Raw genomic sequence first — 22,177 nt, forward strand, 5'->3', positions numbered from 1 at the left:
TTACCACGCGGCCGACACGCCGACGCGCACGTTGCGCGGTCGCAGCGGCGTCACCTGATTACGCGCGGCGAGGCCGAAGGGATTGCCGAACGAGAAGCGATTAGCCGCCGCATCGGTGAGATTGTCGAGGCCGAGCGTCAGGTCGAGATTGCGCCAGCGCAGCCCCGCCGAGACGCCGAAGGTGGTATAATCGCCCTGGCTGACGTCGAGCAGATCGCCGGTGCCGAGCACCGAGCGCCCGACATAATCGAGCGTCGCCGCCACCCGCGGCGCGATGCTCCGCCCCTGCCCCCAGGCGTAGCTCAGCGCGGCATGGCCCGCGAACGGCGGCGTCTCGGGCAGCCGGCGATTGTCCTCGCGCGACTGGTCGGCGACCGGTCCGCGCACCCGATTGTAGGTGTAGAGCGCCGCGGCATCGAGGCGCAGCCCGGCGACCGGCACCCAGTCGAGCGAGGCCTCCAGCGTCTGGATATTGGCGTTGCCGAGGTTGGTGGTGAACGGCTGTCCGCGCCGGTTGAGCAGATCGGCCTGGATGCCGCGCCACCGCGCGGTCGATGCGCTCACCGACAGGCCGAGCCCGGTCGTGCCACGCCGCAGCCGGCGCATGCCGATTTCGCCGACCGCGATCGAATCGGCCTGGTAATTGGCGACCCGGCCGATCCCCTGCGCGACCGCCAGCCCGCCGGTGCGGAAACCCGTCTGATAGCGCGCGAACAGCGCGAGGTCGGGCGCGAGCCGGTAGGACAAGGCGAGCGTCGGATCGGCGCGCTGCGTCGAGCGGCCCCGGATATAGGCGCCCGGCCGCCGCGTCGCCGACGGTTCGCCGTCGATCCGCGCGCTGGTGAAGCGCCCGCCGAGCGTCACCGACAGGTTCGGGGTCACCGCCAGCGTCATTTCGCCGAACGCCGAGGCGGCGCGGGTGACGTTGGTGACGCCGACGATATCCATCTGGTTGCCGGTCAGGCCGAGCGCGCGCGACAGCGCCGACCGGTCGCTGACCAGGGTGAAGCCGGCGAGCCAGGAATTGCCCGCCGAGGTCGAACGCGACAGCCGCATCTCGTGCGACAGCAGCAATTTGGCGGTGTCGACGCTATAGGCCAGCGGTCGCCCGACGCCGCGCGGCGTCGCGTCGAAGACCTCGCCGGTGTGATAATCCGCCACCCCGGTCGCCGAGACGAGGTGCAGGCCGCTGTCCCAATCCTTTGCGACGACAATGCGGCCGAACAGGAAATGGTCCGCGAACGGCTGCGCGATCCGGCTGCTGCGCCGGTAGCTGCCGTCGCTCCTCTCGGCATATTGGCCATCCGCGGCGCGGATCCGCTGGACGACGCCGCTGGTGTCGATCCGCCAGCCGCCGCCGGGCTCGGCGCGCAGCGCGACGCGGGCGCCGACGGTGCCGACGCGGTTGACGTCGCGACCGCGCGCGGGATCGTCGATATAGCCGCCGTCGCGCACGACATAGGCGACGCTGCGCAGCGCCAGCCGCTCGTCGAGCAGGGGCAGGTTGACCATCGCCGACAGGTCGTAGCCCGCCGCGCCGCCGTGCGTGGCGACGACCCCGCCGCTCATCGCCGCGGCGATCCGGTCGAGCATCGGCGCGTTCGAGGTCAGCCGCAGCACGCCGCCGATCGCGCCGGCGCCGTACAGCGTGCCCTGCGGCCCCTCCATCACCTCGACCGCCTGCATGTCGTAGAGGCGCAGGCCGGGATCGGGACCGGAAGCGTTGAGCTGGACATCGTCGAGATAGACGCTGGCGGTCGACTGGGTGGTGCCGTTGAAGCTGCTGTCGGCGATGCCGCGGATGAAGACCTTGTTGCGCCCCGGCCCGAGCTGCGTGCTCTGCAACACCGGCACCGCATTGGTCAGGTCGCTGATCGCCCCGGTCGCGCCATTGGACTGCGCCGTCGTGCCGACCAGGGTGAGGCTGCCGGGGTAGCGCAGCAAGGGCACGCGCTGCTTGCTCGCGGTGACGACGATGTCGGCGGGCACGTCGGGCGGCGGGACGGGACGGGACGGCGTCGGCCGTGGCGGGCGCACGCGGCGCGGCGCGGCGACGATGCGATAGATGCCGCCCGGCCCGGCGATCGCGCGATAGCCGGTATCGGCGAGCAACCTCTTAAGCGCCTGCACGACCGGCATCGTACCGCGCAAGGGGCGGCAGCGGACCGCGTGGAGGCCCGGTTCGGTGCTGACGATCTCGACGCCGCTGCTCTGCGCGAGCATCAGCACCCCCGCGTCGAGCGTCGTCGCGGGGATGGCAAGGGTTATCACGACATCGCGCGCATACGCGACCGACGGCAGGCAGGCGGTGGCCGCGATTATTGTGGAAACAAGCCTAAGGCGTCGCGGGACCGCGATCCGCCAATACCCAGCCTTCGCCATTACGCCGCCATGTCGCCCCGATCAGTTCGGCCAGATGCGGTACATCGCGATCGGCAGCGCCTGTGACGTGGATCATGCCGGTAAACGGGCGGCGCGACAAGTCGCCGACGATGCGCAGGTCGACGCCAAGCCGCCGGCGCAGGCTCGCCGCGACCTCGCCGACCGGTATCCCCTCGAAGCTGAGGTCGCCCTTGCGCCAGCCGCCGACCGCCGCCGCCGGCACCATGCTGCGGACGATGCGATGGTCCGCCGCCATCGTCACCGCCTCGCCGGCACCGAGCCGCAGCCCGGCACCGTCGGGCTGGAACAGCACCGATCCCTCCGCCACCGCGACGGACAGGCGCTCGCCGGTGTGCAGCACGTCGAAGGTCGTGCCGAGATCGCGGATCACCTGATCGCCCGCGCGCAGCTCGAACGGATGCGCGGCATCGTGAACGACGTGGAGCGTCGCCTCGCCGCGATCGAGCGCGACGCTGCGTGGATCCGCGCCGCTCACCCGCAACAGGCTGCCGCCGTTGAGCGCGATCTGCGTTCCGTCGGTCAGGCGGACATCGCGACGCTCGCCGTCGCGGGTCGCATAGACGGTCTCGGCGGGGTGCGAGCCGAACGTCGTCGGCACCAGCCAGACGGCGAGCGCCGCGGCCATCGCGCCGCCAGCCGCCAGCCGCCACCGGCCGCGCGTCGCGGGCTGGTCGTCGTTCGCCGCTTCCGGCACGGCGACGGGTGCGGGGAACGCCGCCTCGGCGACCAGCCGGTCGCGCATCGCCACCGCGTCATAGGCCCGGGCATGCGCGGGGGTTTCGAGCCAGGCGACAAAGCCCTCCCACTCCTCCGCCGCCATGTGATCCTGGCGCAGATGCCAGGCGATCGCCTGGTCGATGATGTTCGGTGCGTCACGGCTCACAGGCGCTGCCCCCTTCCATCATCATGACGATGCGCCACCGGCATATCCGCACCAATCTGTTCGGCGCGGGCATGAATAATCCGGTAGGCGCGCTGCAACAGCTTCTCGACGCCGCTGACGCTGATCCCCAATTGCACCGCGATGGCGCGTTGCGGCCTGTTTTCAACACGATAGAGCCGCAGGGCGGTGGCCATCCGTTCGGGCATATCGGCGATCGCCGCCTCGATGACGCGCAGTTCGTCGCGCACCACCAGCGTCCGTTCCGCATCGGGCACATCGTCGGCGGTCGGCTGGTCCTCCAGCCACGCCGCCTCGCGCGCGCCGCGCCGTGCGGCGGCGATCCGGCGATCGGTGGCGAGGTTGCTGGCGACGCGATACAGGAAGGCGGCCGGCTGCGCGATCGGCTGATCGGCGAGCTGGTCGATCCGCAACCACATGTCCTGCAGCGCATCCTCCGCATCGTCGCGGTTCCCGAGCCGCGCCGTCAACAGTCGCGACAGCATCGCGCGTTGTTCGAGGAAGATGGCGCGAAGTCCGCCGTCGGCCAATCTGCGTCCGCGCTCCCGTCAGGCTGGAAACGCCAGCCCTTCCGCCGCCGCCATGTCCGCTATCGGCCATTTCCGCAAGACGTCCGCTTCGCGCGGCCGCGCCTCGGCGATCGCGTCGCCGGCGCGCTTGCCCGCCCCCGGATGACACATGACGAGATGCATGCCCGCCGCCCGCCGCAGGAAGCGCGGGAACAAGCGTTTGTAATCCGTCGAGAAATCATAATGGCCGGCGAAACTGTCGTTACACCGCAACCGATAGCGCGCCGCCGCCCGGCGCAATCCGCGCGAATGGAAGGCGCTGCCGATCGCCTTTCCCACGAATGGCCGCGCCAGCATCGCGTCGACCCGATCGGTGCAGTCGCGCACCCAGGCGTCGGGCGCGCGGCTCGCCGTCTCGAACAGCACGATGTCGCGGATGCCCGGCAAGGCGTGCGAATGCTGGTGGCCGTCGACGAAATCGGGCGCGCGGCCCATCGCCGCGGTGAAGGCGTCGAATTGCGCGGCGATCTCGGCCGCGATCTCCTCCAGCGGCAATTGCCGGCGGGCGGCGCGGCCGGCGAGCGGATCGATCTCGGGCAGCCGGCCGTCGGGGGCGAACAGCGGCATGTCGGTCAGCGGCCGTTCCTGCGTCAGCGTCAGGTGCAGCCCGATCGACACGTGCGCTGGCAGATCGCGGAGCAGCGCCGCATCGTCCGCCCAGCCCGGCATCAGCGTCATGCAGCTCGTGGCGTTGAGCTTGCCGTTCGCCGCCAGCTCGGCGATCGTCTCGCTGACGCCGCGCGAATAGGCGAAATCGTCGGCGCACAGGACCAGATTACGCAACGGCCGCGCCCTCCACATGCTGATGCGCGCGCTCGCGCATCTGGACGCTGAGCAATTTGCGACGCTGCAGCCGGCGCGCGAGGAAGCGATAGAAGAACCAGCTGCCCGCCCAGGGCGCGGTCGCCGAATAGACCAGCCGTTCGAACAGCGTCCAGCGGATCGATTCGCGGTCGCGCTCGCGCGGCGAGGGCATGCACCACAGGTCCTGCGAATAGAGCATCCGTCCCCGCGTCATCGTGCGGTGGATGACCTCGTGATCCTCCAGGATATAGCCCCAGATCGCCGCGTCGAACCCGCCGACCGCGCGCAATGCCTCGACATCGAAACACTGGCCGGCACCACCGGCATGGCATTGCCGCGGCAGCAGCTTGGCCGCCGACAGGATCTTGCGCGCCTCGGCATCCAACGCCGCCTGATCGGCGCCGGGGGCGACGAAATAGGCGCCGGCGACGACGCAGCGGTCGCGCTGCAACAGCCGCTCCGCCTCGGCGAGATAGTGCGGCGGATAGAGCGTATCGGCGTCGCAAGTCGCGACATAGCGGGTCCGCACCCAGCCGAGGCCGGTGCGCAGCGCCGCGACCTTGCCCGGCGTCGTCTCGGTGATGACCAGCGCGTCGAGCCCGTGCGCGCGGACCGCGGCGCGGGCCACCTCGGCGCTGCCGTCGGTCGAGCCGTTGTCGACCAGGATCATGATCGCGCGCACGCTCTGCGCGGCGAGGCTGGCGATCGTCGCGGCGAGATAATCACGCTCGTTGAAGAACGGGATCAGCACGGTCCACAGCGGCGTCGGCCGGCGATCCAGCCGCCGCGCGGCGATCGAAGACCCCGCCGCGCTGCGGGACAACGGATCGTGGTCGTTGATCAGAAACATGATGCCCCCGGCAGACGGTCTCGGTGGCATCGCGGACCGCTGCGCATGCCGACATGGCCCACCCCCCGCGGGCCATGTCGGCTCCGCGCGTCAGTCGCTGCGATGCCCCGAATGACAGACGATACCGAATTGGACGTTCCACACCTGCCCGCACAAAAAAATGGCGCATGACGGTGGGGATCGCCGGATTTAAGGGGGCGGCATGATCATTATGGCGCGTTCCCCGGCCGCAGCGACGACCGTCCCCGCCAGCCGTCCTGGCGCCATGGCGACCTTCCTGCTGCTGCTCGGCTGGGCGCTGCTGGTCCGCGGCCGCGACTTCGGCAATCCGATCATCCATGTCGACGAGCAATATTATCTGCTCGTCGGCGACCGCTTGCTCCACGGCGCCCTGCCCTATGTCGATCTGTGGGATCGCAAGCCATTGGGACTGTTCCTGATCTTCGCGGCGATGCGGTTGCTGCCCGGCGACGGCATCCTCGCCTATCAGCTCGTCGCGACGCTGTTCGCCGCGGCGACCGCCTGGCTGGTCACGCGCGGCAGCCTGCGGCTCGGCGCGACGCCGCGCGGGGCGCTGGTCGCCGGCCTCGCTTATGTGCTGTGGCTGTCGCTGCTCAGCGGGCGCGGCGGGCAGTCGCCGGTCTTCTACAATCTGTTCGTCGCCGCCGCGGCGGTGCTGACGCTGCGCCTGCCGCAGCTCGCCGCGCGCGGCGCCACAGGTGCGATCGTCGCCAACGGTTGCGCTGCCTGCCTGCTCGCGGGCCTCGCGATCCAGACCAAATATACGCCGGTCGTCGAAGGCGCGTTCTTCGGGCTCGTCCACCTCTGGTATCTCCGCCGCGCGGGCGCTTCGCTCGCGCGGCTCGGGGTTTCGGGGCTGGTTTGGGCGGTGCTCGGCGTCCTGCCGACCGCGGTGGTCGTGCTATTCTACCGGTGGCAGGGGCCGGCGGTGTTCGACGCCTTCTGGTTCGCCAATTTCGCCTCGGTCTCGCTGCGCAAGGGCTATCCGGCCGCCAAGATCGCCGCACGGCTCGCCGGCACCACCGCGCAATTGCTGCCGTTCATCGCCTGCGCATCGCTCGCGTGGCGGGTGCGGCCGCGCCGGCCCGAGGTGGCGATCGCCTTCGGCTGGCTCGCCGCGGCGCTGGTCGCCTTCGCGATGATCGGCGCCTTCTTCGATCATTATGCGCTGCCGCTGATGGTGCCGCTGGCGATGATCGCCGGTGTGGCGGTCGGCCGGTACCGGGCGGCGCCCGTCGCGCTGCTCGGCTACGGCCTGCTGCTGTTCGTCGCGCGGGTGGCTTTGGTGCCGACCGAGGCCGCATCGGCGCGCGTGGTGGCGCGGGTGATGGCGGCGAACGACCGCGGCGGCTGCCCCTATGTTTTCGCCGGCGACGCCATCCTCTACCATCTCGCATCTGCCTGTATCCCCACCGCCTACGCCTTCCCATCGACGCTCGCCTATGAAGCCGAACAGGGCGCCACCGGCATCGACGAGGCCGCCGAGGTCCGCCGCATCCTCGCCGGCCGGCCGCCGGTGATCGTGACGATGGACGCGCCGATGGCGCCGTGGAACCGCGACAGCCAGGCGGCGATGACGCAGGCGCTCGCCGCGCGCTATCGCCGGGTGCTGGCGGTGCCGCGCGAGGACGCGCATCTGCTCGTCTATCTGCGCGACGATCTGCCGCTGCGGCGCTGACGTCACGCCCCTTGGCGCGGACGCCTCCGCCGGGCTAGAGCGCCTGCATGACGCCGCTGACGCTCCACAACAGCCTGACCCGCATGACGGAGCTGTTCCAGCCCGCCGATCCCGCCGACGTCCGCATCTATTCATGCGGGCCGACGGTCTATCATTATGCGCATATCGGCAATCTGCGCGCCTATCTGTTCACCGACACGCTCGGCCGGGTGCTGACGTGGAAGGGCTATGGCCTGACCCATGTCATCAACATCACCGACGTCGGCCATCTGACCAGCGACGCCGACGCGGGCGACGACAAGATGGAGGCGGCGGCGCGCGCCAGCGGCCGCGACATCTGGGCGGTCGCCGCGCATTACACCGCGGCATTCAAGGCGAACCTCAAGGATCTCAACGTCCGCGATCCCGCCCGCTTCCCGCTCGCCACCGACCACGTCGAGGGCATGATCGCCTTCGGCGAGGCGATCGCCGCGAAACATTGCTATCAGCTTCCCGACGGCCTCTATTTCGACACCTCGACCGTCCCCGATTACGGCCGCCTCGCCGGCACCCGCGACGACGGCCCCGCCGAGGGCCGGATCGAGACGGTGGCGGGGAAGCGCCACGCCGCCGACTTCGCGATCTGGCGGACCAGTGCGCCGGGCGAGCATCGCCAGATGGAATGGGACAGCCCCTGGGGCCGCGGCGCGCCCGGCTGGCATCTCGAATGTTCGGTGATGAGCCGGCAATATCTCGGCGCCCATTTCGACATCCACACCGGCGGCATCGACCACCGCGAGATCCACCATCCCAATGAGATCGCGCAGAATCAGGCGTTCAGCGGCACCGCCGACACCGGCGCGACGCTGTGGATGCACAACAACTTCCTCGTCGACCGCACCGGCAAGATGTCCAAGTCGTCGGGCGAATTCCTCATCCTGCCGACGCTGGTCGAGCGCGGTTTCCACCCCCTCGCCTATCGCCTGATGTGCCTGCAGGCGCATTATCGCAGCGAGCTGGAATTCTCCTGGGAGAATCTCGCCGCGGCGCAGACGCGGTTGAAACGCTACGTCCAGACCGTCGCGGCGCTCCGTGCCCGCGGCGAAGGCAAGGGCGCCGCCTCCGCCGCGCCTTATATCGAGCGGCTCGATGCGGCGGTGTCCGACGATCTCAATACGCCCAAGGCGCTGCCGGTGCTCGACGAGTTGCTCGCCGACAAGACGATCGGCCCCGCCGCCCGGCTCGCCGCGCTCGGCGATTTCGACGCGGTACTCGGGCTCGGCCTGACGACGCTGTCCCGCGAGGACCTGCGCGTCCGCCCGGCCAGCGCCGGCATCGACGAAGCGGGGATCGCGGCGCGGCTCGCCGAGCGTCGCGAGGCGCGCGCGGCAAAGGACTTCCCGCGCTCCGACGCGATCCGCGACGAACTCGCCGCGCTGGGGGTCGAGGTGATGGACGGCGATCCGCTCGGTTGGGACTGGAAGGTAACGCCGTAACCGGCGACGGTCGCGCCTCTCTATTGCAGCGGCTGATCCGCCGTCGCGATGATCGGCGGCACGTACGGCCTCGGTGCGTTCGCGGGGATGCGCGCAATCTCCGCCTCCAGCGCCTTGGCGCGCGCCGCCGAGGACGGGTGCGTCCGGCTGCGGAACAGGCCGCCGTCGACGTCGCCGCCATGTTCGCGCCAGAAGCGCACCGCGATCTGCGGGTCGTAGCCGGCGTTGCGCAGCAGATACATGCCGAGCAGATCGGCCTGATCCTCGGTCAGCCTGAACAGCCGGCCGTTGCGCCCTACCTCCGACAGCAGGCCGCGTTTCACCCCGGCGGCGTCGAGCCGCGCGGCATGATGGAGGATGTTGTGCGCCAGTTCGTGCGCGACGACCACCGCGACCTCGTCGTCGGTGTAGCGTTCGAAGAAGCGCACCGCGATCTGCACGATCCGCCCGTCCGCCGACGCGTCCATCCCCGGTCCGAGCAGCACCTCGAACGCGCTGCGGCAGCCCGGCGACGCGGCGATGGTGACGCTGCGCGCCTTGCCGTCGCGCAGCAGGTCGACGCGCAGCGGCTTGTCGGCGGGCAGGCCGGCGATCGTCGCGATCACCGCATCGCGCGCGGCGCTGGTCGCGGTCTTGCCCGGCACTGCGCCATCGACCCGCTTGCCGTCGATCGCGACGATCGAATCGCCCTCGCGTACCGCCGCGGCGGCCGCGGGTGAGCCTGGGACCACCGCCTCGACTGCGATCGGCGTCTCGAACCCGAAGCTGCGGCGTGCCTGGTCGCGCAACGGTGCGTCATATTGGTCGATAGCATGGAGCGCCCAGCCCGGCGTCGGCGCCGTCTCGCGGCACAGCGCGGCATTGGCGGTGGTCAGCCGATAGGCGATCCCCGCCATCCGCCCGTCCACCGCACGCAACGCCGTGAAGGTCGCGGCGCTATCCTGCGCCCGGGCCGGCGACGGGCTCCAGATCCCGAGCAATACGGGCGCGATGCACAGCAGAGCCTTGTTCATCCCGCCGCCCTAGAACAGCGCGTTCGCCCGCGAAACCTCCGATACGCCTTCTCTACCGAACGCTCTTGGCATCGATGGTCACCTGATTGCCCTTCGACACGCCGGTGCGCTTGCCGCTGGCGACCAGTTCCCAAACCTGTTTGGGGGTCGGCAATCCGTCGAAGGTGGGGAAGCTCGACACAGTGCCGTCGACGTCGGTCAGCGCCACGGTGTAAGTTCCGCTCTTGTCGATTTGGCCCATCAGCGACGGATAGACGCTGACCGTCCGGCCGGCGTCGTACAAGGCCATCTCATACCCCGCCCCATTGGCTCGATAGACGCCATATTCGAGGCGCGCATCGCCCTCGCGGCACCATGAGGGTCGCGGCTGGGGCGGTGTGGCGGGATCGGCCTTCGCCTTCGCCGCGATACTACCGGCGAGCAACGCCATCAGCATGTCGCCGCCCGCGGGTTTGATCGGCTTCGCGTGCGCGAAGACCAGCGGCGTGGCGCACGCCCTGATCGGCGTCGCCGCCGGCGTCGCGGGACCGGCCGGCCGTGGCCAGTGGATCGTCGCGATCGCCTGCTGCAATTGCGCATCGAGCTGCTCCGCGGTCAGCGCCTTGGCGCTCATCCGGATACTGACGATCCATTCGCCCACGGGCACGACCGCGAGCGCGGTGCTGCGATACCCCCTGCCGGCATTGGCATATACCTGCCGCAACGACGACGCGGCGGTCGCGCCCGGCGCGGCGAAGGCGATCGGATCGGCGGACGCCGGCGCCGCATTGCGGAACAGGTCGCGGCTCTCGATCGCGGTACGCGACCGGTCGAACCACAGCGCGACGTCGGGCACCGCCGGATGGAAGAGGTAGACCGTCGCGCTGACGCTGCCATCCGGCGCTTCGAATTGCGCGGCGACATCGTGTTCGCTCTGCGTGGCATCGGTCAGCGCGCCGCGCGGCAGGCCGGCGAGCTGCGACCGCAGGATCAATCCGGTCTCCGCATGTTGCCAGCTCTTGCCCGGCGGCACCGGCAGATCGCGTGCGGCAATCGGCGCAGCGGTCGCCAGCGCCAGGATCATCATCGCCCGTTTCATCGTCTGTCCCCCGTGGCCCCACACCCGAATAGCCTGCTAGCAGACCGGCTGGCGATTCCGCCAGCATCCGTGGCCGCCGGCGGCACCGGCAAAGCCCCCGCCATGCGGCGCCAAAGCCTTCCTTCATTGCGTCAGGGCCGTTTTGGGCGCATGTCGCGACGCGTTTAGACCCGAAGGACGACAGATCATGGCCGCGAACTGGGCCCCCGACAGCTGGACCAAGGCAGAGGCCCGCCAGCTTCCCGACTATCCCGACGCCGCGGCGCTGACCCGCGCGACCGACACGCTGGCGACCTATCCGCCGCTCGTCTTCGCGGGCGAGGCGCGCAACCTGACCGCCGAGCTTGCCGACGTCGCCGCCGGCAAGGCGTTCCTGCTCCAGGGCGGCGATTGCGCCGAAAGCTTTGCCGAGCATAGCGCCAACAACATTCGCGACACCTTCCGCGTCATCCTGCAGATGGCGGTGGTGCTGACCTATGCGTCGAAGCTGCCGGTGGTGAAGCTCGGCCGCATGGCGGGCCAGTTCGCCAAGCCGCGCTCCGCTCCCAACGAGACGATCGATGGGGTCGAGCTGCCGAGCTATCGCGGCGACAACGTCAACGACATCGCCTTCACGCCCGAAAGCCGCATTCCCGATCCGCAGCGGATGATCCGGGCGTATTCGCAATCGGCGGCGACGCTCAACCTGCTGCGCGCCTTCGCGCAGGGCGGCTACGCCAATTTGCATCAGGTGCATCGCTGGACGCACGACTTCATGGGCCGCAGCCCCTGGTCGAAGAAATATGCCGAGACCGCCGATCGGATTGGCGAGGCGCTCGAGTTCATGGCCGCCTGCGGCATCGATCCCGAGACGGTGCCGCAGCTCGCGCAGACGCATTTCTACACCAGCCACGAAGCGCTGCTGCTGCCGTTCGAGGAGGCGCTGACCCGGCAGGATTCGCTCACCGGCGACTGGTACGACACCAGCGCGCATTTCCTTTGGATCGGCGACCGCACCCGCTTCGAAGGATCGGCGCACGTCGAATTCCTGCGCGGCATCGGCAATCCGATCGGCGTCAAATGCGGGCCGAGCCTCGATCCTGACGCGCTGCTGCGTATGCTCGACACGCTCAATCCCGGCCGCGTACCGGGGCGGATGACGCTGATCACCCGCTATGGTTACGACAAGATCGAGGCATCGCTGCCCAAGCTGGTCCGCGCCGTGACGCGCGAAGGCCATCCGGTGGTGTGGAGCTGCGACCCGATGCACGGCAACACCGTCAAGGCGGTGACCGGATACAAGACGCGGCCGTTCGACCGCATCCTCGCCGAGGTCCGCGGCTTCTTCGCGGTGCATCGCGCCGAGGGCACGCATGCCGGCGGCATCCACGCCGAGATGACCGGCCAGAACGTCACCGAATGCACCGGCGGCGCGATCGACGTGACCGAACAGAGCCTGGCCGACCGTTACCACACGCATTGCGATCCGCGCCTCAACGCCGGCCAGAGCCTCGAACTCGCCTTCCTCCTCGCCGAGATGCTCAACGAGGAAATGGCGGAACGCCGCAAGGCCGCCGCCTAGGACCGATCGACCTTCAACGCGGGGACGATGACAATTCCTCCCCCGCCAGGGGGAGGTGGCGCGGCGAAGCCGTGACGGAGGGGGAGGACACGGAACAGACGTGTCGCTTACCTCCCCCTCCGTCATGCCTGCGGCATGCCACCTCCCCCTGGCGGGGGAGGAATTTTGCCTAAATCCCGAATGTTGATCCGGCCTCGGACCGGAGAGGAATCACCTCACCCGCGGCCGATCAGCCGCTGTGCGATGGTGTCGGCGACTTCCGCTGCCGGACGGCCGGTGCGCTCGCTCTCGTCCCAGACCTCGTCGAGGCGGGCGGGGATCTTGGCGATGCGCGCCATCACCTCGGCTTCGTCGCCCTGGCCGAGATATTCGAGGCCGACGTTGATGATACCGCCGGCGTTGATGACGTAATCGGGCGCGTAGAGGATGCCGCGATCGTGGAGGCGGTCGTAATCCTCGCGCGTCGCGAGCTGGTTGTTGGCGCCGCCGGCGACGACCTTGGCGACCAGCGTCGGGATCGTCGCCTCGGTGAGGATCGCGCCCAGAGCATTGGGGCTGAAGATGTCCGCCTCGACGCCGAGGATCGCGCCGGCCGCCACCGTCTCGGCGCCGAGTTCGGCGCCAAGCGCCTTGGCGCGCTCGGCATCGACGTCGGCGAGCGTCAGGCGCGCACCGTCCTTGGCGAGCAATTTGGCGAGGCCGCCGCCGACCGAGCCGACGCCCTGGATCGCGACGTGCACGCCCTTCATGTCGTCGGTGCCGAGCCCGCGCCTGGCCGCCGCCTTGACGCCGAGATAGACGCCGTGCGCGGTGTACGGGCCGGGATCGCCGCCCGCCGCGCCGCTGGCCACGGGCAGGCCGCTGACGAAATTGGTCTCGCCGGCGATGACCTTCATCCGCGCCTCGGACATGCCGACGTCTTCCGCGGTGACGTATTTCCCACCGAGCGATTCGACTGCGCGGCCGAACGCCTTGAGCCGATCTTCGCCGATCACCGCACCCGGCGCATCGGCGAGGATGACGCCCTTGCCGCCGCCGAGCGCGAGCCCGGCCATGGCGTTCTTGAAGCTCATGCCGCGCGACAGGCGCAGCGCGTCGGTCACCGCAAGGTCGCCCGAAGCGTAATGCCAGAAGCGGGCGCCGCCGGCGGCCGGCCCGAGATGCGTGGAGTGGACCGCGATGATGGCACGAAGACCGGACGCCCGATCGGTGAAGGCGTGCACGCCCTCATGAGAATCGAAATCGGGAAGATCCCATACCGAGGTCATAGCTCACTCCGCTGGCAGAAAATTGCGACAACTCGCAATATTGTTTCTCGACACCTTTGGCTAGTCCCGAACTGGACCCAAGCGGGGAGAAGGTGGAGAATGGGGCGACCGACGGGACTTGAACCCGCAACTTCCGGCATCACAAGCCGACGCTCTAACCAATTGAACTACGGTCGCCGCGAACGCATGCGCCCCTAGCGGGGCCGAACGCCCCGCGTCAAGGCCATCAGAAGCTTCCTTCCACCGAAAGTCGATATCCGCCCGCGCCGGCGACGAAGCCGGAGGCCGCCAGCCGCTGGGCCGCGGCGGGGTCGGTGGGATTGATGCGTAGCGCCGCGGTGTAGCGGCCCTGCCCCGTGATGCGCAGCTCGATCCCCTCGGTCCCGGCCTGGCTGACGAGCGGCAACAGCAAGGCACCGCCGTCGCAGCGTGCCGCACCGGAGAGTTCGGCGGGCAAGGCGATGCCGGCCGCCTCGCCGATCAGCCGGGCGCGTACGCGGCCCTCCGCCTTGTCGCAGACGCCGTCGGCGAAATGGACGGTGACGCCTTCCAGCGCCAGTTGGTTGACGGGCAGCGGCGCGAAGGCGGCGCCGGTCGGCAGCGTCGCGGTCATGTCGTCGATGCCTTGGCCGTGGCGGCTCATCGTGATCGCGCCGTGGATCAGGCCGGGATCGCCGTCGACGACGACGCGGGCGCGACCGATCAGCAGCGCGAAGGGCGACAGGCTGGCGTCGAGCGATCCCAGAGCGAGAGCGCCGAAGCGCGCCTCGTTGAGCCGCCCGTCCCAGACGCTGCCGGTGACGGTGCGCGCCGAAAAGCCCTGTTCGCCGAGGCCGATCGCGCCGAGCACGAGGCGTAACGGCAAAAAGACGAGCAGGGCGAGCAGCATCAGCGCGCCGAACAACGCGGCCGGGCCGGTGCGGAGGCGGATGCGCCTCATGCGGCGCGCGCCCGGACGACGAGGTCGGCGGCGACGCTGCCGTCCTGATTGTCGCGCCACGTCGCCGATTCGACGAGGATGCCGTTCGCTTCGAGGCCTCCGAGCCAACGGCCGAGCGCGGCGGGCTTGGCCGCCTGGATCGTCGCATGGACGCGGCCGCCGCCGGAATCGTCGACGGTGGCGAGCGCGAGGCCGGCTGCGTCGGCGCGCAGCCGCAGCGTGTCGGCGAGCGAGCCGCTGAGCGGTACGCGTCGGCCGGCGGAGCGGAGCAGATCGACCTCGTCCTGCGTCCCGGCGAAGCGGACGACCGCGTCGGCATAGCGTTCGCGCGCGCTCGACAGGCCGTCGCGGACGGGCAGGATGATCCCGCCCCAGATGATCGTCACGACGAGCAAGCCGAGCATAGCGAGGATCATCCGCCGCTCGCGCAGCGATCGCCCGACGAACCAGTTGCGCAGGCCGCTCATCGCCGGGTCACCGTCATCTCGCCCGTCACCCTTCCGTTGGCGGATTGGAACGTCCCCGCGGTGACGGTGAAGCCCGCCGCCTCCAGCGTCCGCTTGAGATCGGTCGGCAGCGATTCGCGCGCCGCGCCGACGCCGATACGGACGCTGCCGTTCGATTGGAAATCGAGCGATGTCAGTTCGGTACCCGGCGTCGCTCGCACCGCGTCGTAGATCGCGGCGACCGTCGTGGTGAAGCCGAGCCCCGGCCCGCGCACCGCCGACAGGCGTTCGGCGAGCTGGCGGTCGACATCGGTCACCGTCTCGCCGCGGGCAAGGCCGGTGCGGCCGAGCGCATCGGCGCGGCTTTCCAGCGCGTCGGCACCGAAACTGTATTTGGCGATGCGGACGAGATCGATGCCGAGCGTGACCAGCAGGATCGCGGCGCCGAGCAGCGCGAGCCGGCGGACGAGCGCCCAGTCGATGCCGATACGCCGGCGACGGCGCGCGAAGGCGCCCTGCCGCAGATCGAGCGCGGGTGCCGCGGTGGCGGCGTCGAGCGCGATGTCGATCGACTCGCGGTCAAGCGTCTGCTGCGGCGTGTCGCCGATGACCAGGTCGGTGAGCGGCGCCTCGTCGGCGAAGCCGGTCGTGCGGCTGCGCACCAGCGCCGCGCCGGCGATCGTCGCGCGGACATAGCCCTCGTCGGGACGCGGCAGCAGCAAGGCCGCGGGGATCATCGCCAGCGGGTCGATCCCCTGCGCGGTGAGATCGGTGAGCCATTGCGCCATCTGCGCCATCGCGACGACGGCGATGGGGCGTTCGCCCTCGCCCTCGTCACCGACCGCGACGTGCAATTCGGCCAGCGGCGTCGCGCTCGCCTCCGCGACGAGCAGCCGGGCGGCGGCGATCGCCTGCGCGGGCGAACGGACGGGCAGCTCGGCCCAGTGGAGCGCGACCGCGTCGGCGGGGACGATCGCGATGACGGGGTCGTCGCCCGCCGGCGGCACGCCCTCGCCGTCGTGGAGGATGCCGTCGGCGCGGCGGAGCCAGCGATAGCCGCGGTCACCGGAGGGGAGGAACAGGAGCGTCGTCATGATTCGTCGCCCCATTGCCGCGCAACGAGCCGCGCGGGAAGCCGGCTTGCGTCGATCAGCGCCCTTTCCTGCAATTGCGTGCCGCCGTTGCTGACGTCGATGGCGAGCGCGAACCACGTCGAGGTGACCGCGAGGCCGCCGTTGCCGCCGTCGGGCGAGGCGCCATTGCCGGCGAGGTTGAGGAAGGTGCTGGCGTCCTTGAAGCCCTGCGGCGGGCGGCGGAGCAGCATGCCGCGGATCGCATCGGCCGACAGGTTGCCGGGGAACATCATAGCGATAAGCGGCGCCTGTTCGGGAAGGAGCGTGTTGATGTTGATCGGCGCCGGCTTGGCATCGGGCAAGGTGCAGATCCACGGGCGGAGCTGCGCGTAGATTTCGGGCGTGACGCCGTCGACCGCGCGCAGCTCGCTGGGGTCGGCCATCAGCGTGCCGGCGGTGCGATACGGGGTGGCGCGGGCGAGATAGACGGGGTCCTCGGCGCCATTGCCCTGCTGGTCCTGATCGGTGTCGATCCAGTCGGCGGCGGCGGCGGCGATCCGTTCGGCGGATTGCGCGGGGACGTTGAGCGAGCGCATCAGCCGGACGAACTGGATGCGCTGGGTTATCGCCTGTGTCGACGTGTAGACGCTAGGGCCGAGGCGGGTGACGAGGCCGTTGAGGTTGAAGCAATTGCCGCCGTCGCGCACCCGCGCCACCGCGAGGCCGCCGCCGGGCAGCGGCAGGCCGAACGGGCGGTTGCTCCAGCCGCCGGCCAGCGTGACGCGGTCGCGGCTGGTGCCGAGCATGTCGGTGACCTTGGTGGTGGCGAGCGCCTCGGCAGCGCGGGCATAGCCGCGCGCCTGTTCGCCGGCGAGCGCATTGCCGGCGAGCCGCGTCGTCAGCCGCAGCCGTTCGAGCGCGGTGCCGGCGAGCACCGCGATCATCGCGACGAGCAGGAGGACGGTGAGCAGCGCGGCGCCGCGCTCGCGGTCAGCGGCCATTGCGTTGTCCGGGGGGCGTGCCGGTGGCAGCAGGGGTCGGCGAGCCACCCGGATTGGGGAAGCCGCCCGATACCGGGCTCGCGCTGCTGCCCGCGCCGACGAGCAGCATCAGGCGGAAGGCGGTGCCGTCGGTGCGGCGGACGGTGATCTCCGCGGCCTGCGGCAGCGGCGCGCCCTGCGTGCCGTCCCAGCGGTCGCTCCACGCGCCCTTGTAGCGATAGCGCGCACCGACGCCGGCGACCTTGTCGAGCAGCGTCACCGCGGGCAGCGGCGCGGCACCGTCGAGCATCGGATAGGCGACGCGCAGCAGGGTATTGCCGTCGAGCTGATAGGCGACCTTTTGCGCGCTCGCCCGCGGCGCGGCGTCGACGTTGGCCCAGCCGGTGCGGACGAAGCGGATGCGGCCGTCACCCTCGCCGGTGAAGGCGGGGAGCAGCGTGCCGCCCTCGTCGCGCGCGGGGCGGTCGATCGCCTGACCGAGATCGCCGGCGAGCAGCGACGCGGTGCGGTTGAGCGCGGCGATGTCGTCGAAGCGCTTGCCGGTGGCGGTCTGCGCACGGACGCTGAAGGTGAGGATCGCGACGCCGGCGGCGGCGATGAGGCCGAAGATCATCAGCGCGATCATCACCTCGACGAGGGTGAAGCCCGCTTGCGCGGTCGGGCGGGACGGCAGCCTGGCGATCACGACGGCTGGTCCGGCGGGCGGATGGCGGTGGTGCGGCCGACGATCTGGCCGGTGCGGTTGCTCACCGCGACGTCGATGCGGACGATCGCGGCGTTGCCGGTGCCGCGGACCTGCCGCACCCAGGTCCAGCTGCGGCCGCCGTTGACCTCGCTGCCGGTGGTGCGGCCGGCGACGGGCGGCTGCGCCTCGGTCACCGCGTCGTTGGCGACGTTGCGCGCGACGAGGCCGGCGACGAGGCTCTCGTCGAGCGTATGCGCGCCGCGGATCGTCGCGGTCTCCAGCCGCAGCAGCGCGAGCACGGCGAGGCTGAACACCGCGAGCGCGACCATGATCTCGATGAGCGTGAAGCCGCGCGTCCGCATCAGCTCGCCACCCGGACCGAGCCGTCGGCGGCCATGTCGATCACCGCGCGCGCGCCGCTGCGGGTGAGCGTGATCTGCGCGGGGCGGTCGGCGAGGCCGGTGGGATCGAAGATGATGCGCAGGCGGCCGCTCGCCTCGCCGGTGGCGGCGACGGTGCCCGGCGTCCAGCGTTCGACGCGCAGCGGCTTCTCCGCCATCGCCACCCACTGTCCGGCGCCGCGGCGGTCGAAGCCATAGCCGCCCGCGGTGACCCAGATGCTGACCGGCCGGGCATCGACGATCGCGGCGTCGTGCGCGGCGCGGGCGCGCAAGGCGAAGCGCGCCGCCTCGTCCGCCACCCGGCCGCGGGGATCGGGCATGTTCCACACCGCCACGGCCGCCGCGAGGCCGATGATGGTCACCACCACCATCAGCTCCACAAGCGTAAAACCGTTGCGGCGCGGGGCCATGGTTATTGCCAGCTGGTGATGTCGGCGTTGACGCCCTCGCCGCCGTCCTTGCCGTCTGCGCCCAGGCTCCAGACGTCGGCCTCGCCGTGCTGGCCGGGCGAGGCGTAGAGATAGGGGCGGCCCCAGGGATCGGGCGGCAGCTTCTTGATATAGCCGCCGCGCTGATATTCGGAGGCGTTGACGCCGGCGGGGGCGGTGACGAGCGCCTGCAGGCCCTGCGACGTGGTCGGGTAGCTGTTCATCTGGAGCCGGTACATCTCCAGCGCGCCTTCGATCGTGCTGATGTCCGATTTGGCCTTGGTGATCTTGCCCTTGTCGCCGGCGGGCAGGACGTTGAACGTCACGATTGCGGCGAGCAGGCCGATGATGACGATGACCACCATCAGCTCGACGAGCGTGAAGCCTTCGTCGTTGCGATGGCGCTTCTTGGGTTCGGTAGGCATGTGGGTCCTCATTGGCCGGCCAGCGTATTGAGCTGGAGGATGGGCAGCAGGATGGATAGCACGATCGTCGCGACGACGCCGCCCATCACGACGATGATCGCGGGTTCGAGCAGCGACAGAGCGGTGGCGGTGAAGCGGTCGAACTCGCGCTCGAGATAGTCGGCGGCGCGCTCCAGCATCTCGTCGAGCCGCCCCGCCGCCTCGCCCGACGCCGCCAGATAGGTGAGCAGCGGCGGGAAGACGTTGGCGCGGCGCATCGCCGCCGACAGGCTGCCGCCGCCGCGGATGGCGTCGACGATCTCGTCGGAGGCGGCGCGCAGGCGGCGGTTGTGGATCGTCGAGGCGGTGAGCGCGAGCCCTTCGAGCAGCGGCAGGCGGCTGGCGATCATCGTGCTCAGGGTGCGCGACATGCGCGCGGCGTGGAGGTCGCGGAACAGCCGGCCGAGCAGCGGCAGGCGCAGCAAGGCGGTGTCGAAGGCGAGGCGCAACGCGGGGTCGCGCAGCGCATACCACGTGCCCACCACCACCAACGCCACGCATAAAGCGATCAGCCACCAATAGCCGACGAGGAAGTCGGACAGGCCGATGACGATCCGGGTGAGCAGCGGCAATTGCTGTCCGACCGTATCGAATTGCTCGACGACCTGGGGCACGACGAACATCATCAGCGCGGTCACGACGCCCATCGCGACGACCGCGAGGATGGTCGGATAGGCGAGCGCGGTGATGAGCTTGCCGCGGATCTCCGCCTGCCGTTCGAGCAGCGCGGCGAGCCGGTCGAGGATCGTCGGCAGGCTGCCCGAGCTTTCGCCCGCCGACACCATCGCGCGATAGAGCGGCGGGAAGCTCTTGCCCTCGCGCGCCATCGAATCGGCGAGGCGGCGGCCTTCGACGACACCGGCGTGGACGTGGGCGACGATCGTGCGGACGCTGTCCTGCTCGGTCTGGCGGGTGATCGTACGCAGCGATTCCTCGAGCGGCGAGACGCGGTTGAGCGTCGCGAGCTGGCGGGTGAAGAGCGTGAGCTGCTTGACGCTCATCTTCTTCGAACCGAATTTGATGCCGAACAGCGGGCGGCTGGTCGCGGCGGGCGGCGCGCCGGGGTCGAGGCGGACGACGTAGAGCTTGCGGCGATCGAGCTGCGCGCGGGCGGCGTCGAGCGACGGCGCGGCGACGTGGCCGCGCTGCTCCTGGCCGCGGGTGTCGATGGCGAGATAGTCGAAGTCAGCCATGCGCATCACTCCTCCCCGGCACGGGGAGGTGGCGCCGCGTAGCGGTGACGAAGGGGGGCTTCCTCAGGCGGGGCGCTGCGTGGCACCCCCCCTCCACCAGCCTGCGGCTGGTCCCCCTCCCCGTGCCGGGGAGGATTTGCGGCGCGCTACGCATCGTCCACCACCACGTCGGTCGCATCCCTGCGCGACACGCGCACCGCCTCTTCCGGCGTCGTCAGCCCGCGGCGGACCAGCGTCTCGGCCGCCTGCGCGAGGCTGGGCGTGCGGGCGAAGGCGTGGGCGGCGATCGCGGTTTCGTCGGCGCCGTCGTTGATGAAGCGGCGGATCGTGTCGTCGACGCGCACTGCCTCGAACACGCCGATGCGCCCCTTGAAGCCGGTGTGGTTGCAGGCGGGGCAGCCGACCGATTCGTAGACAATCGCCTCGGGCTCGATGCCGAGCAGCCCGGCGACGCCGCTGGCGCCGGATACCGGGCGGCGGCAGACCTGGCACAAGCGGCGCACCAGCCGCTGCGCGATCACCGCGCGCAGCGTCGAGGCGAGCAGGAACGGTTCGACCTTCATGTCGCGCATGCGGGTGATCGCGCCGATCGCGTCGTTGGTGTGGACGGTCGAGAGCACGAGATGGCCGGTCAGCGACGCCTGCACCGCGATCTCCGCGGTTTCGCGGTCGCGGATTTCGCCGACCATGACGACGTCGGGGTCCTGCCGCAGGATCGCGCGCAGGCCGGCGGCGAAGGTCAGCCCGACCTTGGGATTGACCTGCGTCTGGCCGACGCCCTCGACGGCATATTCGACCGGGTCCTCGACGGTGAGGATGTTGCGGCTGCCGTCGTTGAGCAGCCGCAGCGCGCCGTAGAGCGAGGTGGTCTTGCCCGAACCGGTCGGGCCGGTGACGAGGATGATGCCGTTGGGCTCGGCGAGCGCGCCGCGCAGCAGCGTGTACATCCGCTCGTCCATGCCGAGCGCGTCGAGGTCGATGCCGGCATTGTCCTTGTCGAGGATACGCAGCACGACGCGCTCGCCGGCGCGGCTGGGCAGGGTCGAGACGCGGACGTCGAGCAATTTGCCGCCGAGGGTGAGGCCCATGCGGCCGTCCTGCGGCACGCGCCGCTCGGCGATGTCGAGCCGGGCCATGACCTTGATGCGGCTGACCACGACGGGGGCGACGTGCGGCGGCATGCGCAGCGTCTCGCGCAGCACGCCGTCGATGCGCATGCGGACGATGAGGCCCGTCTCGTACGGCTCGATATGGATGTCGGAGACGCCGTTGCGCGCGGCGTCGGCGATGATGCCGTTGATCAGGCGGATCGCCGGCGCGTCGTCGGCGGTGTCGAGCAGGTCCTCGGCGGTGGGCAGCCCCTCGGCAAGGCTGTCGAGCTCGTCGCCCATGCCGACCGCGGCGAGCGCATTGGCCTGGCCGTCCATCGCATAATGGTCGGAGAGCAGACGGTCGAACTGCGGCGCCTCGACGATCGACACGTCGAACGGACGGGCGAGATAGCGGCGGATTTCGAGCAGGGTCTTGGGATTGGCGCCCGCGCGTAGCGCGACGGTGAGGTGCGTGTCGGCCTCGGTATGGGTGACGACGACGCCGTGCTTGCGCGCGAAGGCATAGGGGATGGCGAGCATCGGGAGCGGCTCGGCCGGCGCGGGGGGCTCGGGGAGGATGAGGGTTTCGGGGGCGGTGTCGAGCGGGGCGTCGAGGGCGTCGCCGGTGCGGATGATCATAAGCGGGTTCCCCATGGGTTCGTCATGCCCGCGGCGGCGGCGACGACGGCTTTGCGGGATGTGGGTTCGCCCTCGCGGTTCGTCATCCCGGCGGGAGCCGGGATGCGTGGGTGCGGAACGCCGAGGGTGCGTGCCGACGCCGAATGCACCCTGTCCATGGGTCCCGGCGTTCGCCGGGATGACGAAGGGGTGGGG

The 22,177-nt window shown here is 70.4% G+C and carries 21 protein-coding genes and 1 tRNA gene; 3 read left to right on the forward strand and 19 right to left on the reverse strand.

Translation table 11 applies throughout. The features are described from left to right. The 5 genes from ACLBWH_RS13835 to ACLBWH_RS13855 all read right to left on the reverse strand — a co-directional run bounded on the left by ACLBWH_RS13835 (window position 1) and on the right by ACLBWH_RS13855 (window position 5,527). A complete protein-coding gene (locus ACLBWH_RS13835; RefSeq protein WP_447799502.1) occupies window positions 1-2,271 on the reverse strand; it encodes a TonB-dependent receptor in 2,271 nt (756 codons plus the stop codon). 64 nt (window positions 2,272-2,335) lie between these two features. Next, window positions 2,336-3,286 (reverse strand): FecR family protein, encoded by a 951-nt coding sequence (locus tag ACLBWH_RS13840; protein WP_447799503.1) that lies wholly within the window; start codon window positions 3,284-3,286, stop codon window positions 2,336-2,338. Next, complete coding sequence (locus ACLBWH_RS13845) at window positions 3,283-3,789, reverse strand: RNA polymerase sigma factor (RefSeq protein WP_447799744.1); 507 nt, start codon at window positions 3,787-3,789, stop codon at window positions 3,283-3,285. Before ACLBWH_RS13845 ends, ACLBWH_RS13840 begins: the two co-directional genes overlap by 4 nt. A 63-nt stretch (window positions 3,790-3,852) precedes the next feature. Continuing rightward, window positions 3,853-4,656: a ChbG/HpnK family deacetylase gene (locus tag ACLBWH_RS13850; RefSeq protein WP_447799504.1), complete on the reverse strand. Its 804-nt coding sequence runs from the start codon at window positions 4,654-4,656 to the stop codon at window positions 3,853-3,855. Beyond that, window positions 4,649-5,527 (reverse strand): glycosyltransferase, encoded by an 879-nt coding sequence (locus tag ACLBWH_RS13855; RefSeq protein WP_447799505.1) that lies wholly within the window; start codon window positions 5,525-5,527, stop codon window positions 4,649-4,651. The genes ACLBWH_RS13850 and ACLBWH_RS13855 overlap by 8 nt, the downstream gene beginning before the upstream one ends. 211 nt (window positions 5,528-5,738) lie before the next feature. Between ACLBWH_RS13855 and ACLBWH_RS13860 the strand changes: the two genes are divergently transcribed. Beyond that, complete coding sequence (locus tag ACLBWH_RS13860) at window positions 5,739-7,226, forward strand: hypothetical protein (protein ID WP_447799506.1); 1,488 nt, start codon at window positions 5,739-5,741, stop codon at window positions 7,224-7,226. 47 nt (window positions 7,227-7,273) lie between these two features. Continuing rightward, complete coding sequence (gene cysS, locus ACLBWH_RS13865; RefSeq protein ID WP_447799507.1) at window positions 7,274-8,701, forward strand: cysteine--tRNA ligase; 1,428 nt, start codon at window positions 7,274-7,276, stop codon at window positions 8,699-8,701. Window positions 8,702-8,721: 20 nt separating this feature from the next. Here the strand turns inward: cysS and ACLBWH_RS13870 are convergent, their stop codons facing one another. Then, entirely contained in the window at window positions 8,722-9,714 is a 993-nt protein-coding gene (locus ACLBWH_RS13870; RefSeq protein ID WP_447799508.1) for a M48 family metalloprotease, read from the reverse strand. A gap of 52 nt (window positions 9,715-9,766) precedes the next feature. Continuing rightward, a complete protein-coding gene (locus tag ACLBWH_RS13875; RefSeq protein WP_447799509.1) occupies window positions 9,767-10,792 on the reverse strand; it encodes a hypothetical protein in 1,026 nt (341 codons plus the stop codon). A 187-nt stretch (window positions 10,793-10,979) separates the two neighbouring features. Here ACLBWH_RS13875 and ACLBWH_RS13880 point away from each other — a divergent pair, with 187 nt between their 5' ends. Beyond that, a complete protein-coding gene (locus ACLBWH_RS13880) occupies window positions 10,980-12,353 on the forward strand; it encodes a class II 3-deoxy-7-phosphoheptulonate synthase (RefSeq protein ID WP_322847731.1) in 1,374 nt (457 codons plus the stop codon). A gap of 215 nt (window positions 12,354-12,568) precedes the next feature. Here ACLBWH_RS13880 and ACLBWH_RS13885 read toward each other — a convergent pair whose 3' ends face one another. From ACLBWH_RS13885 to ACLBWH_RS13940, 12 genes are all read right to left on the reverse strand, one after another. After that, window positions 12,569-13,621 carry a Glu/Leu/Phe/Val dehydrogenase dimerization domain-containing protein gene (locus ACLBWH_RS13885; RefSeq protein ID WP_447799510.1) on the reverse strand — a complete coding sequence of 351 codons (1,053 nt, stop codon included), beginning with the start codon at window positions 13,619-13,621 and terminating at the stop codon, window positions 12,569-12,571. Window positions 13,622-13,721: 100 nt separating this feature from the next. After that, window positions 13,722-13,798 (reverse strand) — tRNA-His (locus ACLBWH_RS13890). 49 nt (window positions 13,799-13,847) lie between these two features. Further along, the gene (gene gspN / locus ACLBWH_RS13895) at window positions 13,848-14,561 is read right to left on the reverse strand and encodes a type II secretion system protein N (protein ID WP_322849475.1); all 714 of its coding nucleotides are present in this window, start codon (window positions 14,559-14,561) and stop codon (window positions 13,848-13,850) included. After that, window positions 14,558-15,028, reverse strand: coding sequence for a type II secretion system protein GspM (gspM, locus tag ACLBWH_RS13900; RefSeq protein ID WP_447799511.1), 471 nt, complete (start codon window positions 15,026-15,028; stop codon window positions 14,558-14,560). The genes gspN and gspM overlap by 4 nt, the downstream gene beginning before the upstream one ends. Further along, window positions 15,025-16,101 carry a type II secretion system protein GspL gene (gspL, locus tag ACLBWH_RS13905; RefSeq protein ID WP_447799512.1) on the reverse strand — a complete coding sequence of 359 codons (1,077 nt, stop codon included), beginning with the start codon at window positions 16,099-16,101 and terminating at the stop codon, window positions 15,025-15,027. Before gspL ends, gspM begins: the two co-directional genes overlap by 4 nt. Beyond that, window positions 16,098-17,081: a type II secretion system minor pseudopilin GspK gene (gene gspK, locus ACLBWH_RS13910; RefSeq protein ID WP_447799513.1), complete on the reverse strand. Its 984-nt coding sequence runs from the start codon at window positions 17,079-17,081 to the stop codon at window positions 16,098-16,100. Before gspK ends, gspL begins: the two co-directional genes overlap by 4 nt. Next, on the reverse strand, window positions 17,071-17,766 hold the full coding sequence (gene gspJ / locus ACLBWH_RS13915; protein WP_447799514.1) for a type II secretion system minor pseudopilin GspJ: 696 nt from the start codon (window positions 17,764-17,766) through the stop codon (window positions 17,071-17,073). The genes gspK and gspJ overlap by 11 nt, the downstream gene beginning before the upstream one ends. Beyond that, complete coding sequence (gspI, locus tag ACLBWH_RS13920) at window positions 17,763-18,128, reverse strand: type II secretion system minor pseudopilin GspI (RefSeq protein WP_447799515.1); 366 nt, start codon at window positions 18,126-18,128, stop codon at window positions 17,763-17,765. Before gspI ends, gspJ begins: the two co-directional genes overlap by 4 nt. Then, on the reverse strand, window positions 18,128-18,538 hold the full coding sequence (locus ACLBWH_RS13925; protein ID WP_447799516.1) for a GspH/FimT family pseudopilin: 411 nt from the start codon (window positions 18,536-18,538) through the stop codon (window positions 18,128-18,130). Before ACLBWH_RS13925 ends, gspI begins: the two co-directional genes overlap by 1 nt. Before the next feature lie 41 nt (window positions 18,539-18,579). Continuing rightward, window positions 18,580-19,020, reverse strand: coding sequence for a type II secretion system major pseudopilin GspG (gene gspG / locus ACLBWH_RS13930; protein WP_447799517.1), 441 nt, complete (start codon window positions 19,018-19,020; stop codon window positions 18,580-18,582). Between the two features lie 8 nt (window positions 19,021-19,028). Next, window positions 19,029-20,252 (reverse strand): type II secretion system inner membrane protein GspF, encoded by a 1,224-nt coding sequence (gspF, locus tag ACLBWH_RS13935; protein WP_322849483.1) that lies wholly within the window; start codon window positions 20,250-20,252, stop codon window positions 19,029-19,031. A gap of 146 nt (window positions 20,253-20,398) precedes the next feature. Next, window positions 20,399-21,982, reverse strand: a complete 1,584-nt coding sequence (locus tag ACLBWH_RS13940) for a GspE/PulE family protein (protein WP_447799518.1) — start codon at window positions 21,980-21,982, stop codon at window positions 20,399-20,401. Between the last annotated feature and the right edge of the window lie 195 nt (window positions 21,983-22,177).

This window comes from Sphingomonas sp. M6A6_1c (assembly GCF_053345135.1).

Coding starts and splice junctions, on each gene's coding strand:
- gspF (WP_322849483.1), bottom strand. CDS start 20,252: ATGGCTGACTTCGACTATCTCGCCATCGACACCCGCGGCCAGGAGCAG.
- gspL (WP_447799512.1), bottom strand. CDS start 16,101: ATGACGACGCTCCTGTTCCTCCCCTCCGGTGACCGCGGCTATCGCTGG.
- ACLBWH_RS13925 (WP_447799516.1), bottom strand. CDS start 18,538: ATGGTGGTGGTGACCATCATCGGCCTCGCGGCGGCCGTGGCGGTGTGG.
- ACLBWH_RS13870 (WP_447799508.1), bottom strand. CDS start 9,714: ATGAACAAGGCTCTGCTGTGCATCGCGCCCGTATTGCTCGGGATCTGG.
- gspI (WP_447799515.1), bottom strand. CDS start 18,128: ATGCGGACGCGCGGCTTCACGCTCATCGAGATCATGGTCGCGCTCGCG.
- ACLBWH_RS13940 (WP_447799518.1), bottom strand. CDS start 21,982: ATGATCATCCGCACCGGCGACGCCCTCGACGCCCCGCTCGACACCGCC.
- gspK (WP_447799513.1), bottom strand. CDS start 17,081: ATGGCCGCTGACCGCGAGCGCGGCGCCGCGCTGCTCACCGTCCTCCTG.
- cysS (WP_447799507.1), top strand. CDS start 7,274: ATGACGCCGCTGACGCTCCACAACAGCCTGACCCGCATGACGGAGCTG.
- ACLBWH_RS13875 (WP_447799509.1), bottom strand. CDS start 10,792: ATGAAACGGGCGATGATGATCCTGGCGCTGGCGACCGCTGCGCCGATT.
- ACLBWH_RS13855 (WP_447799505.1), bottom strand. CDS start 5,527: ATGTTTCTGATCAACGACCACGATCCGTTGTCCCGCAGCGCGGCGGGG.
- gspG (WP_447799517.1), bottom strand. CDS start 19,020: ATGCCTACCGAACCCAAGAAGCGCCATCGCAACGACGAAGGCTTCACG.
- ACLBWH_RS13880 (WP_322847731.1), top strand. CDS start 10,980: ATGGCCGCGAACTGGGCCCCCGACAGCTGGACCAAGGCAGAGGCCCGC.
- ACLBWH_RS13860 (WP_447799506.1), top strand. CDS start 5,739: ATGGCGCGTTCCCCGGCCGCAGCGACGACCGTCCCCGCCAGCCGTCCT.
- ACLBWH_RS13885 (WP_447799510.1), bottom strand. CDS start 13,621: ATGACCTCGGTATGGGATCTTCCCGATTTCGATTCTCATGAGGGCGTG.
- gspM (WP_447799511.1), bottom strand. CDS start 15,028: ATGAGCGGCCTGCGCAACTGGTTCGTCGGGCGATCGCTGCGCGAGCGG.
- ACLBWH_RS13845 (WP_447799744.1), bottom strand. CDS start 3,789: ATGCTGTCGCGACTGTTGACGGCGCGGCTCGGGAACCGCGACGATGCG.
- gspN (WP_322849475.1), bottom strand. CDS start 14,561: ATGAGGCGCATCCGCCTCCGCACCGGCCCGGCCGCGTTGTTCGGCGCG.